Origin of the sequence: Pseudomonas gebzensis, assembly GCF_034427815.1 — a bacterium.
In the GTDB taxonomy this organism is placed as follows: Bacteria; Pseudomonadota; Gammaproteobacteria; order Pseudomonadales; family Pseudomonadaceae; genus Aquipseudomonas.
The window spans coordinates 197,281-214,540 of the sequence record NZ_JAXQNS010000010.1 but is presented as its reverse complement, the minus strand read 5'-3'; the positions used below and the strand labels follow the sequence as shown (position 1 = coordinate 214,540).

The 17,260-nt window shown below is 68.3% G+C and carries 4 protein-coding genes; all 4 read left to right on the top strand.

Annotation, left to right across the window (positions count from 1 at the left end):
* The first annotated feature begins 1 nt into the window (after window position 1).
* The 4 genes from SJI00_RS18885 (at window position 2) to SJI00_RS18870 (ending at window position 17,144) form a co-directional block, all read left to right on the top strand.
* A complete protein-coding gene (locus SJI00_RS18885; RefSeq protein ID WP_322463192.1) occupies window positions 2-12,133 on the top strand; it encodes a BapA/Bap/LapF family large adhesin in 12,132 nt (4,043 codons plus the stop codon).
* A 208-nt stretch (window positions 12,134-12,341) separates the two neighbouring features.
* On the top strand, window positions 12,342-13,715 hold the full coding sequence (locus SJI00_RS18880) for a TolC family outer membrane protein (RefSeq protein ID WP_322463198.1): 1,374 nt from the start codon (window positions 12,342-12,344) through the stop codon (window positions 13,713-13,715).
* Window positions 13,712-15,871 (top strand): type I secretion system permease/ATPase, encoded by a 2,160-nt coding sequence (locus SJI00_RS18875; protein WP_322463191.1) that lies wholly within the window; start codon window positions 13,712-13,714, stop codon window positions 15,869-15,871. Before SJI00_RS18880 ends, SJI00_RS18875 begins: the two co-directional genes overlap by 4 nt.
* Before the next feature lie 88 nt (window positions 15,872-15,959).
* Entirely contained in the window at window positions 15,960-17,144 is a 1,185-nt protein-coding gene (locus SJI00_RS18870) for an HlyD family type I secretion periplasmic adaptor subunit (protein ID WP_322463190.1), read from the top strand.
* Window positions 17,145-17,260: the final 116 nt, after the last annotated feature.

Below are 17,260 nucleotides of genomic sequence, written 5' to 3'. Positions count from 1 at the left end.
GCTGCAACCGCCACAAGCCAACGGCGAAACCATTGACGCAGTCGCTATCGATGCCGCTAACCAGAGCTCGATTCCAACGTCGATCACCGCTTTCGACATTACCGCTCCGGTCGAGCCCTCTCAGCTCACCGTCAGCGCCGACGGCACCACCCTCACCGGCCGCGGCGAACCCGGCAGCACCATCCACGTCGTCAATGCCCAAGGCGCCGAAATCGGCACCGCTGTCGTCAACGATGCCGGCAGCTTCAGCGTCTCGTTGGCGCCTGCGCAAACCGATGGTCAAACCTTGCAAGCCTCCGCCACAGATGCCGCCGGCAACCTCTCCAACACCACGCCGGTCACCGCGCCCATCATCGAAGCGCCCATCGACACCAGCGCACCGGCTGCCCCCATTGCGTTGACCCTTACCGCCGATGGCGTCCGCCTGACCGGCCGTGGCGAAACCAATGCCCGCGTGCAGGTCAGCGATGCGCAAGGGGCGATCATCGGCAGCGGCACGGTCGATGCGCAGGGCAACTTCAGCCTTGACCTCGACCCGCCGGTGATCGACGGCAGTACCTTGCAGGTGACCCTGGTAGACGCCGCTGGCAACACCTCGGATCCGACCTTCGTCACCAGCAAGGATCTGACCGCGCCCGAGCAGCCAGGCGACCTGCAACTGCTCGGTGGCACCCTGCTCAGCGGCAGTGGTGAAATCGGCGCGCGGGTTGAAGTGCGCGATGCCGATGGCACGCTGATCGGCAGCGGCCGTGTGCAGGCCGATGGGCGCTTCAGCCTGGTGCTCGACCTGCCACTGCTCAACGGTGAGTCGCTGGACGTGCGCCTGATCGACGGCGCCGGCAACAGCTCGGTGCCACGGGTGTTTGCAGTGCCCGACATGAGCTCGCCCGACCCGGTCAGCAACATCGTGATCAGCAACGATGGCCTGCTGGTGACCGGGCGTGGCGAACCAGGCGCCACGGTCACGGTGCGCAACGACAACGGCGCCTTGCTGGCCAGCGGTGTGGTGGGCGCGAACGGCTACTTCCAGTTACCGCTCACGGACGCCGTCTTGCCAGGCAGCGCCTTGACCCTGGTGCAGACCGATGCGGCGGGCTTGGCCTCGGACTTCGTCAACCATACCGTGCCGCTCACGCCGATCCCGCTCAGCCCCGACAATGTGGTGCTCGCCGAAGACGGCAGCAGCCTCAGCGGCACGGCCGCACCTGGCACCACGGTGCAGGTGCGCGATGCCGATGGGGCGGTGATCGTCAGCATCGGTGTGGGGGTGGAAGGTACGTTCACGGTCGAACTCGACCCGGCGCAAGCCAACGGCGAGTCCCTGCAGGTGGTGGCCATCGGCGCCGATGGCACCAGCTCGTTGCCGGTGCTCATCACCGCCCCCGACATCAGCGCGCCTGAGGCCCCCAGCGCCCTCACCGTCAGCGCCGATGGCAGCACGGTGATCGGCCGCGCCGAAGCGGGCAGCACCGTGCGCGTGGTCGATGCGCAAGGCACCCTGCTCGGCACCGCCGTGGTCAATACCACCGGCAGCTTCAGCGTGGCGCTGCAACCGCCGCAAGTGGCCGGTCAGCCGCTGCAAGTGACTGCTGTCGACGCGGCAGGCAACACGTCCGCAAGCGGCGCAGTCACTGCGCCCCAGATCAATGTGCCCATCGACACCACCCCCCCTGGGGCACCGATCGAGCTGGCGATCAGCGACGACGGTCGCCTGCTCAGCGGGCGCGGCGAAGCGGGCACCACGGTGCGCGTGCTCGATGCCCAAGGCCAAGTGCTGGCGCAGACCCAGGTCGGGTTGGACGGCCAGTTCCTCCTCGGCCTGAGCCCCGCGATCATCGACGGCAGCGCGCTGCGCGTGACCCTGACCGATGCAGCGGGCAACAGCGCCAGCGCGGTGATCGGTTCGCCTGATCTGATCGCTCCGCAAGCGCCCACTGATGTGGCGCTCAATGATGGCCAACTGCTCAGCGGCAACGCCGAGGCGGGAGCACGGGTCGAGGTGCGAGGTGCCGATGGCGAGCTGCTGGGGCAAACCCTTGCAGGCCCCGAGGGTGCCTTCGCGCTGACCCTGCAAACGCCACTGCGCAACGGCGAAGCCGTGACCGTCGAAGTGATCGACGCCGCCGGCAATCGCTCGACACCACTGGACTACAGCGTGCCGGACACCACAGCGCCCGGGCTGGTACTCGACGTGGTGGTCAACGTTGCCAACAGCCTGATCGCCGGCCGTGGTGAGCCAGGGGCCACCGTGCAAGTGCGCGGCGCTGGCGATGCCCTGCTGGGCAGTGGCCTGGTGGGTAGCAATGGCGTGTTCCTGATCGTGCTGGACGTGGGCGTAGCGCCGGGCGATGCCTTGGCGCTGGTACAGGTCGACGCGGCGGGTAACAGTTCTGCAGCGGTCAACCTCAATGTGCCGGCTATCATCCTGCCGCCCAGCCCGGGCAACGTGCAGGTCGCCGAAGACGGTGCCACCGTCAGCGGTACCGCGCCGGCGGGCAGCCAGGTGCAGGTGCGTGACAGCCAGGGCACTGTGCTGAGCACCACTCAGGCCGATGCCGACGGCACCTTCCAACTGCCCCTCGACCCACCGCGCGCCAATGGCGAAGACCTCATCGTGGTGGTGGTCGATGCTGCGGGCAACAGTGGGCTGCCCGCGCCCACCACCGCGCCCGACATCACCGCCCCGGAACCCGCCAGCGGGCTGCAAGCGAGTGCCGACGGCAGCCTGCTGAGCGGCAGCGGTGAACCCGGCGCCGCCGTGCAGGTGCTCGGCGCAGACGGCCAATTGCTCGGCAGTGGCGTGGTGCGTCTCAATGGCCGCTTCACCGTGACCCTGAGCCCCGCTCAGTTGCAGGGCCAGGCCTTGCAGGTGGTGCTCACCGACGAGGCCGGAAACGTCTCGCAGGTCAATACCGTCACAGCCCCCGACCTGCTCGGCCCGCTGCAGCCCTCCGGCCTCGCGGTGGATAGCGGCGGCACGCAACTGAGCGGCGTCGGCCAGGTCGGTTCGACCATCACCGTGCGCGGTGCCGAGGGCCAACTTCTCGGCAGCGCCACCGTCAATGCTGCCGGGCGCTTCACCGTCAGCCTTGCCGAACCCCAGCGCAACGGTGAATCGCTGAGCATCGCGGCCGACAACGCCGCAGGCGAGCGCGCCACAGTGGCCTTTGGCGTGCCCGATACCCAGGCGCCAGCGCCCGTCAGCGAACTGCTGGTGAGCGGCGACGGGGCTCAACTCAGCGGCCTTGGCGAAGCCGGCGCCACCCTCACCGTGCGCGATGCCACCGGCGCCGTGCTCGGCACCGCGCCAGTGCAGGATGACGGCCGTTTCAGCGTCGCCCTGGACCCTGCGCAAACCAACGGCCAGGTCCTGGCTGTGGAGCAGCGCGATGAGGCGGGCAATCTGTCCTCGCCGGTCGCCGTGGCTGCACCGGACACCGAAGTGCCGGAGCCGGCCAGCACGCTGATGGTGTCTGCCGATGGCGGCGTGCTCACCGGCCTGGGCGAACCCGGCACCACGGTGACCGTGCGCAGCGGCGCAGAGGTGATCGGCACTGCCAGGGTGGCCGAGGATGGCAGTTTCCGCGTGTCGCTGACGCCGGCCCAGCTCAACGGCCAGACCTTGAGCGTGAGCTTGACCGATGGCGGCAACAACGTTTCGCCAGCGGTCGAGCTGCTGGCGCCTGACCTGCAAGCGCCTGACCGCGCCGAGGACCTGCAATTGAACGCCGAGGGCACATTGCTCAGCGGCAACGCCGAGGCAGGGGCCACCGTTGAGGTGCGCAATACCCAGGGCGGGCTGCTGGGCAGTGCACCGGTCGATGCCGATGGCCGTTTCGAGGTCAGCGTGCCGGCGCAAACCAATGGTGAAGTCTTGATCGTGGTGGTGATCGACGGCGCAGGCTACGCCTCTTCGCCGATCAGCGTCAGCGCAAAAGACACCACCGCGCCCCTGGCCCCCGAGAACGTGCAGCTCAACGCCACCGGTAGCCAGTTGGTCGGCACCGGTGAAGTGGGCAGCAACGTCACGGTGCGCAACGCCGCCGGCGATGTGATCGGCACCGGCGAGGTGCCTGCCGGTGGGCTGTTCGTGATCAACCTGACCCCACCGCAGGACAATGGCCAGTCGTTGCAGATCACCCTGACCGATGCCCAGGAAAACACCTCCCTGGCGACCACCGTCACCGCCCCAACCGCTGCCCCACCGCAAGCACCGACCGACGTCAGCGTCAGCCTGGATGGCCTCACGGTCAGCGGCAGCGCTGGCGGGGCGGCCAGCGTCACGGTGCGCGATGCCAACGGCGCAGCGCTGGTCACCGCCCAGGTGCAGGCCGATGGCAGCTTCACGGCGCTGCTGCCGGCGGCGCTGACCAATGGCGAAGCCCTGAGTGTGGTCGCCACCGATAGCGCTGGGCGGGTCTCGATCGAGTTGCCGCTCAACGCCCCTGACACCACCCCACCGGAGGCTGCACTGAACGTGGCGGTCAGCGCCGATGGCAGCAGCCTGAGCGGCAGCGCCGAGCCCGGCAGCACGGTGCTGGTGCGCAGTGGCGCCGGCGAGCTGGGCAGCGTGCGGGTCGGCAACGATGGCAGCTTCGTGGTCCGTCTCGATCCTGTGCTACTGACCGGCGACAGCGCCGAGGTGGTGGTCATCGATGCCGCAGGCAATGAAAACCTCGAGCCCGTGCAGGTCGACGGGCCGCCCCGTGTGCCCGTCGATTCACCGAGCGAGCTGGCACTCAGCCTCGATGGCTTCAGCCTGACGGGTGTGGGTGCGGTCGGCGCGCAGATCACGGTCACCGCTGGCGGGCAGGTCCTGGGGAGTGCCAGCGTGGGCAGCGACGGCACCTTCCTGGTGTTCCTCACCAGCGCGCAGCTCAACGGCCAGACACTGCAGGTCAGTGCCCGCTCCGCCGCCGGGGTCGTGTCTGAGCCGGCCAGCCTCATCGCCCGCGACAGCACCGCCCCCGATGCACCGACGCAGCTACTGGTCGAGCGTGATGGCTCGGCCTTGAGTGGCCGCGGTGAGACGGGCGCGACCGTCAACGTGCGCGATGCCGATGGCAGGCTGCTGGGCAGCACCGTGGTCGATGGCGACGGCCGCTTCAACGTCCAGCTGGATCCTGCACCGCGCAATGGCGAAACCTTGCGGGTCAGCCAGGTGGATGCCGCCGATAACCTTTCGTCGGTCACGACCACGACCGCGCCCGACCTCACCCCACCGGCAGCGGCCACCGGGCTTGCCCTGAACGCCGCCGCCACGGTGCTCAGCGGGCTGGGTGAAGCCGGTGCCAGCGTGACCGTACTCGACGCCAACGGCGCCGTGCTGGCCAGCGGCACTGTCAACCAGGCAGGGCAATTCCAGATCACCTTGCCTGCCGCTCAGGTCACCGGTACGCCGCTGCAGGTCACCCTCACCGACCGCGCCGGCAATTATTCCGAACCTGCTGAAGTGGCCACGCCAGACCGCACGCCGCCGCTTGCTGTCACGCAGCTCATGCTCAGCGCCGATGGCAGCCAACTGAGCGGTGCCGGCGAGGCCGGTGCGCTGGTGCGCGTTCGCACGCCCGACGGCACGCTGGTCGGCTCGGTCAGGGTCGGTGAAGACGGCCTGTTCACGGTCGTCTTCACCCCGCCGCAGAACGCCGGCTTGACCCTGGGCGTCACCCAGGTCGATACCGCCGGCAACGTCTCGGCCGCCCTCACCCTGAGCACCCCGGACCTGCAGCCGCCCGCCGCGCTGAGCAACGTCACGCTCAACAACGACGGGCTGACCCTGCAGGGCCTGGGCCAGGCGGGGAATACGGTCAGCGTGCGCGATGCTAACGGCGTGCTGATCGGCACCGGCCTGATCGCCGCCAACGGCACCTTTGCGCTTACTCTCGACACGCCGCAGCTCAATGCCGAGCGGCTGAGCGCGGTGCAAACCAACCCGGCTGGTGTCCCCTCGGGCGCCGTGACCGTCATTGCGCCCGACCTCACCGCACCGGCTGCGCCCCTGGACCTGGTGCTGGCGCAGAACGGTGTGCAACTGTCCGGCAGGGCCGAAGCCAACAGCACCGTCGAGGTGCGCAATGCCGCTGGCGAGCGCCTGGGCACGGTAGTCGCTGAGGCCAACGGCACCTTCCGGGTCGATCTGGCCACCGCGCAGCTCAATGGTGAAGCGCTGCAGGTCACCGCCCGTGATGCGGCCGGCAACGTGTCGGCCATCGCCCGCCTGACGGCAGAAGACACCACCGCGCCGGAGCCGGTCAGCCACCTGGCGCTGTCAGCCGATGGCATCACCCTTACCGGGCACGGTGAAGTCGGCGCCACGGTCACGGTGACAGGCCTTGACGATGCCCTCCTCGGCAGCGCCGTGGTGGATGCGCAGGGCCACTTCTCCGTGCCCCTCGACCCACCTGCCGAGCCTGGCCTTGAGCTGAGCGTGGTGCAGGTCGATACCCGCAACAATGCCTCGCTGCCTGCAACGCTGGAGGTGCCGAACATTGCGCCATCCGATACCCCGTCGCAGTTGCTGCTGGCCGACGATGGCCTGAGCCTCAGCGGTCTCGCCAGTCCGGGCAGTACCGTGCAGGTGTACGGCCCGACCGGACTGCTGCTGGGCAGCGCCGAGGTGCAGGCCAGCGGTAACTTCACCGTCACCCTCACCAGCCGTCAGGCGAACGGCGAGCTGCTGGAAATCAGCGCGCAGGGTATCGATGGCAGCCTGTCGCTGCCGACCACGCTGCAAGCCCCGGACCTGATCGCCCCGCTGCCGGTCACGCAACTGCTGCTGTCGAACGACGGGCTGGTGCTGAGCGGCAAAGGCGAAGCCGGCGCCACGGTCAACGTAACCGGCAACGGTGGCATCGCGCTGGGTAGCGCCGTGGTGGAGGCTGACGGGCGTTTCAGCGTTACGCTCGACCCCGCGCAGCTCAACGGTGAGCGCATCAGCGTCGAACAGGCCGATCTGGCGGGCAACATTTCCGACAGCATCAGCCTGGTGGTCGCGGACCGCACCGCCCCCGATGCGCCTGCCAACCTGCAGTTCAGCGCCGGCGGCAGCCTGCTGCTGGGCACTGGCGAGGCGGGTGCGCGGGTCAGTGTCATGGCTGCCGACGGCGCCCTGTTGGGCAGCGCCACCGTGCGTGCCAACGGTACCTTCGAAGTGGCCCTGACGCCCTGGCAGGCCAATGGTGAAACCGTGCACGTGGTGCTCAGCGATGCGGCCGGCAACCGCTCGACCGGCACCGACCTTACCGCCCTGGACACCACACCGCCGGCGATCCTCAGCGAAGTCACGGTCTCCTCCGACGGCGTGACGCTGACCGGGCGTGGCGAAATCGGCGCGGTGGTCACCGTGCTCAACGCCGCCAACCAATCCCTTGGCACGGCGACCGTCGACAGCAGCGGCAACTTCACCCTGGCCCTGAACCCGGCACTGAGCAATGCCGAGGTGTTGACCCTGACCCAGGCCGATGTGGCCGGTAATGTCTCGCCCCCTCTGAGCGTGACCACCCCGGACTTCACCCCGCCCGAGCCCCTCACCCTGGTGCGCATCAGCGTCGATGGCAGCGTGGTGACCGGCCGTGGCGAGCCGGGCGCGACCGTCACGGTGCGCGATGCGAACGGCCAGGAACTGGGCCGCGGCCTGGTACAGGCCGACGAAACCTTCCGTGTCGAGCTCAGCCCGCCGCAGATCAACCAGCAAGTGCTGGACGTGCAGCAGGCCGACCCACCCGGCAATGTCAGCGAACCGGTGCAGGTCATCGCTCCGGATCGCACACCGCCACTGGCGCCGGACAACCTCAGCCTGAACGCTGCCGGCACTCAGCTCAGTGGCACCGGCGAGATCGGCACCACGGTGCGGGTCAGTGTGGGCGGCACGCTGATCGGCACAGGCACGGTGGCGGCCGATGGGCGCTTCCTGATCCCGCTCGACGCTCCGCAGCTCAATGGCGAACGGCTCAGCGTCAGCCTCGAGGACGCCAGCCAGAACGTGTCACTGCCCACCTCGCTGCTGGCCCTCGACGTCACGCCACCGGCGCAAGTGCTGGCCAGCCTCAATGTCGATGGCACCCAGATCACCGGCAGCGGTGAAGCCGGCGCGCGCATCACCGTGGTCAACAACCTCGGCAACCTGCTGGCTCGGGGCGTGATCGACAGCGAGGGCATGTTCGTCCTCGATCTGCTGACTGCCCAGCAGAACGGCGAAGTGCTCAGCGTGGTTGCCCAGGACGCCACTGGCAATCCGTCCACGCCACTGCTTCTCACTGCCCGCGATCTGACCCCGCCTGAGCCGCTGCTGAACCTGAGCCTCAATGCCCCGGGCACGCTGCTGACCGGTAACGGCGAAGTCGGCGCCACGGTGACGGTGCGCAGCGCAGACGGCACCTTGCTCGGCACCCTCATCGTGCCGGCCAGCGGTGCCTTCAGCGTGCCCATTGCGCCAGCCCAGGCCAATGGCCAGACCCTGACGATCGTCGCCACCGACGCTGCCGGCAACAGCGCCGCGGCGCAGACCGTGACGGCACTGGACTCCACTGCGCCGGAGGCGGTCAGCAACCTGTCGGTCAACACCGGCTACACCTTGCTGACCGGCCGCGGCGAAGCCGGTGCCAATGTGCGGGTGACCGAGGGCGGCACCCTGCTGGGCACCGCCGTGGTGGCGGCCAACGGCACCTTCCAGGTGGTGTTGAGCCCCGCCGCCACACCGGGCGGCGCGCTGGCCGTCACGCAGACCGACCTTGCCGGCAACGTGTCCCTGCCGGCGCCTTACGCCACGCCGCTGGAACCGGTCCCGGCCGCACCGACCAATGTCGTGCTCAGCCTCGATGGGCTGATCGTCAGCGGCCTGGCCACGGCCGGCAGCCAGGTGCGCGTGTACAACGCAGCCGGAGTGCAACTGGGCAGTGGCCAGGCCACGGCGCTTGGCGTGTTTAGCGTCACGCTGCAACAGGCGCAGTTGAACGGCCAGTCGCTCGACGTCACCGCCAGCTCCAGCGGCGGCCAGTCGCAACCGTTCATGCTGATCGCGGCCGATATCACCCCGCCGGCGCAACCGGTGATTACCGCGCTGTCGGCCAATGGCCTGGTGCTCAGCGGCACCGGCGAGGCAGGCGCGACCGTGACCGTGCGCAATGCCTTGGGCACGCCGATCGGCAGCGCGCTGGTGACCATGGCTGGCACCTTTGCCGTGACCCTCGCCAGCCCGCAGCTCAACGGCCAGGTGCTTAGCGTGCGCCAGGCCGATGCGGCAGGTAACCCGTCGCCCGAGACCAGCTACAACGTGCCGGACGTACAGGCTCCTGCCGCGCCCGCCAACCTGCAGCTGCTCGACGGTGGCAGCCGCCTGGTCGGCAGCGGCGAAGCCGGGGCACTGGTCACCGTGACCGGGCGCAATGGCATTGCCCTGGGTTCGGTTCGGGTCGCCGCCAGCGGGCAGTTCGAGCTGACCCTGAGCGCCGCGCAGCTGGATGGCCAGGTGCTGACCGTGCGCCAGGCCGACCTGGCCGGCAACCTCTCGGCCAGCAGCACCTTGACCGCTGCCGACAGCACCCCGCCCACCGCGCCGAGCATCGACCTCAACGCGGCAGGCACCGTGCTCACCGGCACCGGTGAGGCGGGCACGCGGGTGATCGTGCGCAGCGCCGGCGTGGTGGTCGGCAATGCGCTGGTGGCGGCTAACGGCACCTTCGTGGTGACCCTGACCACGCCGCAGGTCAACTTCGAGACGCTCAACGTCACCCTCACCGATGGCGCGGGCAATGTGTCGGCCGTCACGTCGGTGGTCGCACCCGACTTCACCGCGCCGGCGGTGGCTGGCAGCGTGGCCGTCAACGCGACCGGTACGCTGCTCACCGGCAGCGGTGAAGTGGGCGCCACGGTCACCGTGCGCGGCGCTGATGGCACGGTGTTGCAGACCGGCACGGTGATCGGCGCCGGCGGCTTGTTTGCCGTGGTGTTGAATCCACCGCAGGACAATGGCCAGTCACTCACCGTGACCCTCACCGACCCGCGCGGCAACGTGTCCGGCAACGCCACAGTGGTGGCACCGGACATCGATGCCAACGCCCCGGTGGTGGCCAGCGACAACCTGGCCACGGCAGCGGTCAACCTGGCGCCTGTGGTGAGCGTCCAGGCGCCGATTATCGACAGCTACAGCCTGGTGGTGGGTATCAACACCACCAAGACCTTCAGCTGGACCGTCGCCGCCGGCACCACCGTGGACCCGCTGCTGACCCTCAGCACCAACAACGCCCTCGGCCTGCTCAACAGTTCGACCTTCACCTTGCAGGTGAAGAATGCGGCAGGCGCCTGGGTCGATATCAGCACTGGCAACGACGCAGCGCTGCTGACCCTCCTACTGCTGCCCGGTGTCGGCGTGCAGGCTGACATCGGTACGCTGCGCGCAGGTGACTACCAACTGGTGGTGCGCTCCGGCGGGCTCAACGTGCTGACCACGGTCAACACCCGCCTGGACATCGAGACCACCAGCCTGACCCAGTTCACCGGCAGCGGTGTGGCGGTGTCTGGCAACGTCATCACCGATCAGGGCACCGACGGCACCCGGGACTTGCTCGGCCCCGACAACGCCGCCGTGCTGCAGGTGCTCAAGGGCGGCAGCTATGTCAGCGCCGGCACCGCCACCACGGTGCAGGGCCTGTACGGCAGCCTGGTGATCAAGGCCGACGGCAGCTACACCTACACCCCCAGCGGCAGCACGGCCAGCGTCGGCAAGGTCGATGTGTTCGGCTATCAACTGGTGCACCCCAACGGCAAGAGCGATACCGCCAACCTGTACGTGCGCCTCGACAGTCCGCAAGCCACCGAGGTATGGAACGACGCCAACCTGGCAGCACCCGCCAAACTGGTGGATGCGGTGGACGATGTGGGGCGCAGTAATGTGGTGCTGGCCAACAAAGTCACCCCGGCTACCCAGGATTTCGCGCGGATCGACCTGCCGGCCCTGCTCACGACCAAAACCAGCGTCCTGACCCACACCGTGGCCGCAGGTACCACGGCCGACCTGCAAGTGGTGCTGACATCCAGCAGCCTGCTGGCGCTGCTCGGCGGCGCCTCGGTGCAACTGCAGAAGCTCAACGCCAGTGGTCAGTATGTGAACGTGCAGACGGTCAATGGCAACGATTTGCTCAGCCTGGTCGGCGGTGCCGCCCGTGGGTATACCTTCGCCAACCAGAGCGCAGGCACCTACCAGCTGACGGTCAAGGCCAGCTCAGTGCTGGGCTTGGGGGCAACCAGCGTGAGCTCCACGCTCAACACCAGCACCAAGTCGCTCACCGAGTTCGTGGTGGATCGCTCGACGGTCGCCACTGGCAATCTGCTCAACGGCGACACCCTGGGCTCCAACCTCACCACCTTCAGCGTGCAGACCGCCGCCAACACCTACGCAGTGCCGGGCTACAACGGCATCAGTGTGATCGGCCTGTACGGCACGCTGCTGGTGCAAGCCGACGGCAGCTACAGCTACACGCTCAATTCCGGCCTGGGCAGTGCCGTGGTGGGCCAGGTGGACACCTTCACCTATGCCCTCACCCACCCCAACGGCACGGTGGATACCGCCCAGCTGAAGGTCTCCGTGACCGAAGGCGTGGTCACCGGCATGCAGCGGTTGGCGATGGGCGAAGCGAGCGCCGAGGCCACGCTGCTGGCAGCCCTGGCCGATGATGCCGACGGCCAGGCCGGGCACGCCAACGGCGATGACCCACGCGACGCTGTGCACACCGATGCAACGGCCGCGAACGTCGCGCTGGCACAGGACCTGCTGGGCGACGAGGGTTTCGCCCACGTCGACGACGCCGCCGACGGCCAGGCCCTGCTGTGGCAAGGCGGCGACGCCAGCATCGACCTCGGCAGCCTGGTGGGCCAGGTGCATGACCTGGAAGTGCTCGACCTCAACGCCACCAGCGCGGTGAGCCTGAGCATCAGCCTGGAAGATGTGATCGCCGTCACCGACCCCGCCGCCAGCCCGTTGCTGATCAGGGGCGACGGCGAAGACTCGGTGCTGCTCGGCGGGCTGTGGAGCCTGACCGGCCAGGAAGCGGCGGACGGAATCGACTATAACCAATACACGGCGCAGGAAGACCCAAGCCAGCAGTTGTGGATTCAGAACGGGGTGCACGTGGTCTAGGCCCCGCAAACGCGCCGGGCGTCAGGCGCTGGGTGATGCGCCTTGATCGGGTGGAGTGGCGTTGCGCTCAACGCTCCCTGCCCGGTCAGGACGGATCGCACCGGGCCAGGCTCGGCGGTCAAGGACGACGTCGTAGTAAGGGAATGCTGTGAAGCCAGGCTGTGTGCGGTTACCGCTGTTATTGGGCGCCTTCGGGCTGCTGTCGTCGATGCTGCACCCGGCTGCCCTGGCGGCCGATGACATCGATCCGGCCCTACGCCGGATCGGCCCCTCTTTATTACGGGATACGCCCCATGCCTCGCCGGCGCGCCCCATCACCGGCGAGGCGCCGGCGGGCCAGGATCGCCTGGGCCTGGCCGAGGCGGCGTTGCTTGCCGTGCAGTGGCACCCGCGGATCGCCGAAGCCATCGGCGATTTGTACAAACAGGGCGAAGGGATCAACGTCGCCCGCTCCGGCTACTACCCGCAGATTTCCGGCGGCTTGCGCGGCGGCTACGACACCGGCAGTGGCGGTGATCGCAACAGCCAGGCGCTCAATCTGTCGCTTAAACAAATGCTCTATGACTTCGGCAAAGTCGACTATGCCGTCGATGCGGCCAATGCCGCCGCTGCGCGGGCGCAGGCCAACATTTTGCTGGTGATCGACGAGCTGGCCCGCGAAACCGCCTACGCCTGGATCGAGACCCAGCGCTACGCGCAGTTGATGGACATTGCCCGCGCGCAGATCACCGCGGTGGGCGACATCGTCGGCCTGGCCCAGCAGCGCAGCGACATGGGCGCCAGCACCCGCTCCGATGTGGTCCAGGCGCAATCGCGGGCAGACGCTGCGCAGGCAGTGTTCGAGGAATACCAGGCGCAGCACCAACGCTGGCGGGCGGCGCTGGCCACCTTGCTCGGGCGTGCGGCACCACCGCCGTTGGCCGATGCAGCACCGGCCGAACTGGACCAGGGCTGCCAACGCCCCCTGGCCAGTGACGACCGCCTGCCCGCCGTGCTGATGGCCTTGGCACAACGCACGCAATCGCAGGCCGAGCTCGCCCAGGCCAAGGCCGAGGCCTACCCGACCGTGTCGCTGCAGCCGCAGATCAACCACTACCTGGACAACGACTACAACCGCGACAACCGTCGCCTGGACCGCACCCAGGCCGGGATCTACCTCAATGTCGAAGTGCCGATCTACCAGGGCGGCGCCACCAGTGCCCGCGCGCGCGCCGCCGGGCACGCCTTGAGCGCCGCCGATTACGCCGAAGACAACGCCCGCCTGCAGGCCCGTCGTGGCTTGGCCGAGGCCCAGGCGCAGACCTCAGGGCTGGGCCGCCGCCTGCGCTCGCTGCAATTGCGCCAGGCCAGTATCCAGGAGGCGCGCATGCTCTATGGCCGGCAATACCTCGACCTCGGCACCCGGCCGTTACTCGATCTGCTCAACGCCGAGCAGGAGATTTATCAGTCGCGCTTCGACATGGCCGCGACACGCTCCGACCTGCTGCGCCTGAACGTCGACTGCCTGTACAACAACGGCGCGCTGCGCCCGGTGCTGGGCCTTGAGGGCCATCGCCTGCAAGGTGTGGAGATCCTGCCATGAACGATGCCATCACTTTCACTGAACCGGCCGCGCCTGCACCCACCCCCGAGCACCCCGACCTCGGCCCGTGGCTGGAAATCGTGCTGCACGTGGCCCAGCACTATCGCCTGGATGTCTCGCCGCAACGCATTCGTCTGGCCGCTGCCGAAGATGCCCGGCCGCTGGATGAAATCCTTCGGCACATGGCCCGCCAGGCCGGCCTGACCCTGCGCTTCGTGCGCTTCGACGCCAAGGGCCTGCGCCAGTGGCGCACGCCGCTGGTGCTGGAACTCGATGACGGCCAGTTGGCGGTGGTCGACGCGGTGACCGAAGACGATCAACTGGCCGTGGTCTTTGCCGGCGACCAAGGCCTGGCCAGCCGCCTGCACCGGGACGAGCTGCAAGGCCGTATCCAGCGCGTGGCCCTGCTGCGCCCGGCCCGCCCGCTGCGCGACGTGCGCACCGACGACTACACCGCGCCTTACGACCGCCACTGGTTTGCACGCATCGTGCTGCGTGACCTGCGCCCTTATGGCCAGGTGATGCTGGCGTCCCTGGTGGCCAACGTGCTGGCACTGGCCGGGGTGCTGTTTTCCATGCAGGTGTACGACCGGGTAATTCCGGCCGAGTCGCTGCCCACGCTGTACGTGCTGTTCGGCGGCGTGGTGCTGGCGCTGGTGTTCGATCTGACCATGCGCCTGCTGCGCTTGAAGGTGACCGACCTGCTGGGCAAGCGGGCGGACCTGCGCATTTCCGATCTGGTCTACGGCCACGCGCTGCGCCTGCGCAATTCGATGCGGCCCAAATCCACCGGTTCGTTCATCTCGCAGTTGCGCGAGCTGGAGCAGATTCGCGACCTGATCACCTCGAGTACCGCCACGGCGCTGGCGGACTTGCCGTTCTTTTTGCTGTTCCTGTTCGTGTTCTGGCTGATCGGCGGGGTGCTGGTGGTGATTCCGCTGGCGGCACTGGTGTTGATGATCCTGCCGGGCATTCTCGCCCAGCGCCGCCTGGCACGCCTGGCCAACGCCTCGATGCGTGAATCGGCACTGCGCAACGCCATGCTGGTGGAGAGCATCCAGGGTCTGGACGAGATCAAGGCGCTGCAGGCCGAGGCGCGTTTCGAGCGACAGTGGAACCAGTACAACGCGGCCTGCGCGCACAACAGCCTGCGCCTGCGCACCCTGACCAACGGTCTGGTGACATGGACGCAGAACATTCAGGGCGCGGTGTTCGCCGTGGTGGTGGTGGTCGGCGCGCCGATGGTCATCGCCGGCGACCTGACCACCGGCAGCCTGGTCGCCGCCTCCATGCTGGCGTCGCGCATGATGGCGCCCATGGCGCAACTGACCCACGTGCTGACCCGCTGGCAGCAAGCCAAGGTGGCACTGGAAGGCATCGACAAGCTGATGCAGAGCCCGGTGGATCATCCCGAAGGCGAGGCGCGGGTGCACGTGCCCGCCATCCAGGGTGAATACCACCTGCGCCAGGCCGTGTTTCGCTACAGCCCCGAGGCGGCGCCGGCGTTGAACATCGGCCAGCTGGACATCGCGCCCGGCGAGCGCATCGCTGTGCTTGGGCGCAATGGCGCCGGCAAGTCGACCTTGCTGCACGCCTTGGGCGGTGCCATGGACCTGACTCAAGGCGAGGTCACGCTGGACGGTATCGCCTTGGCGCACCTGGATCCGGCCGATCTACGCCGCGATGTCGGCCTGTTGGCCCAGCACGCGCGGCTGTTCCACGGCACCCTGCGGGAAAACCTGACCCTCGGCGCGGGCCAGGCCAGCGACCAGGAGCTGGTCGCGGCGCTGTCTGCCAGCGGCGCGCTGGCCTTCGTGCGACAACTGCCCAAGGGCCTGGACCATCTGATTCTGGAAGGCGGTGTCGGGCTGTCTGGCGGGCAACGCCAGGCGCTGGTGCTCTCGCGCCTGTTGCTGCGCCAGCCGCAGGTGCTGCTGCTCGATGAACCCACCGCGGCGCTCGACGACGTCAGCGAACGCACCCTGCTGGATAACCTCGAGCGCTTCTGCCAGGGCCGCACCTTGGTCATCGCCACCCACCGCATGAGCGTGCTGCAACGGGTCGACCGGGTGCTGGTGCTCGACGGCGGACGCATCGTCATCGATGACCCGCGCGACGCCGCGCTGGCACGGCTGCGCCAAGGAGGCCAGGTATGAGCACTGCATGCCCCTGCGCAGCGGCCCGCGAAGGTCAGCACGACGCGCGCACAGCTGCGCCAGCACGACCCAGCCAAGGAGGCCAGGCATGAGCCATCCCTCTCTACCCGCTTCATACCTCGACGGCCAGGACGACCATGCCGTGCTGCGCGCCGGCCGCGTGATCATGGCCTGCGCCTTGATGCTGGCGGCGTTTATCGCCTGGGCGGCCTGGTTCGAGATCGTCGAAGTCTCCACCGGCACCGGCAAGGTCATTCCCAGCTCGCGCGAGCAGGTGATCCAGTCGTTCGAGGGCGGCATCGTCGCGCAGATGAACGTCGCCGAAGGCGACCGGGTGCAGCGCGACCAGGTCCTCGCCCAGCTCGACCCGACCAAGACCGAATCCACGGTCGGCGAGAGCGAGGCAAAATACCGCGCGGCCCTGGCCAGCGTCGCCAGGCTGCGGGCCGAGGTCAGCGGCAAACCACTGGTATTCCCCGACAGCCTCGGCGATTCCGCTGAATTGAAAGAAGCCGAAACGGCGTTGTATCAGACCCGCCGCCGCGGTCTGGAGCAGACCCTGGCCGGCATCCAGGACTCGTTGCGCCTGGTGCGCAGCGAGCTGCAGATCACCGAAAACCTGGCCAAGCTCGGCGCCTCCAGCCGGGTCGAAGTGATCCGTCTGAACCGTCAGCGCTCGGAGCTGGAACTCAAGGCCACCGAAGCGCGCTCGGAGTACCTGGTGCGCGCCCGCGAGGAACTGGCCAAAGCCAGCGCCGAGGCCGACAGCCTCAAGGCGGTGATCCGCGGCCGCACCGATTCGCTCACCCGCCTGACGCTGCGCTCGCCGGTGCGCGGCATCGTCAAGGACATTGAAGTCAACACCCTCGGCGGCGTGGTGCAGCCCGGCGGCCAGGTGATGAAAATCGTGCCGATGGACGACCGCCTGCTGATCGAAACGCGCATTTCGCCCCGCGACATCGCCTTCATCCACCCCGAGCAGGCCGCCAAGGTGAAGATCAGCGCCTATGACTACTCGGTGTACGGCAGCCTTGACGGCAAGGTGGTCGGCATCTCCCCCGACACCCTGCAGGACGAAGTGAAACCAGAGATCTACTACTACCGCGTGTTCATCCGCACCGACCGCGACAGCCTGCAAAACAAGGCGGGCAAGCAGTTCGCCATCACCCCGGGCATGGTGGCGACGGTGGACATCCGCACAGGTGAGAAGACGATTCTGGATTACCTGATCAAGCCAATGAATCGGGCGCGGGAGGCATTGCGGGAGCGTTAGGAGGCCAGCGTATTTGGCTTCAGGGCAAGTCCGCGGCTCAACGGCTGCAGATGGCCTGAGCGTTGCTGTGTCAGCAGTTGCCTGACCGTCTGGATCATCTGGGGTCGACAGGCTTG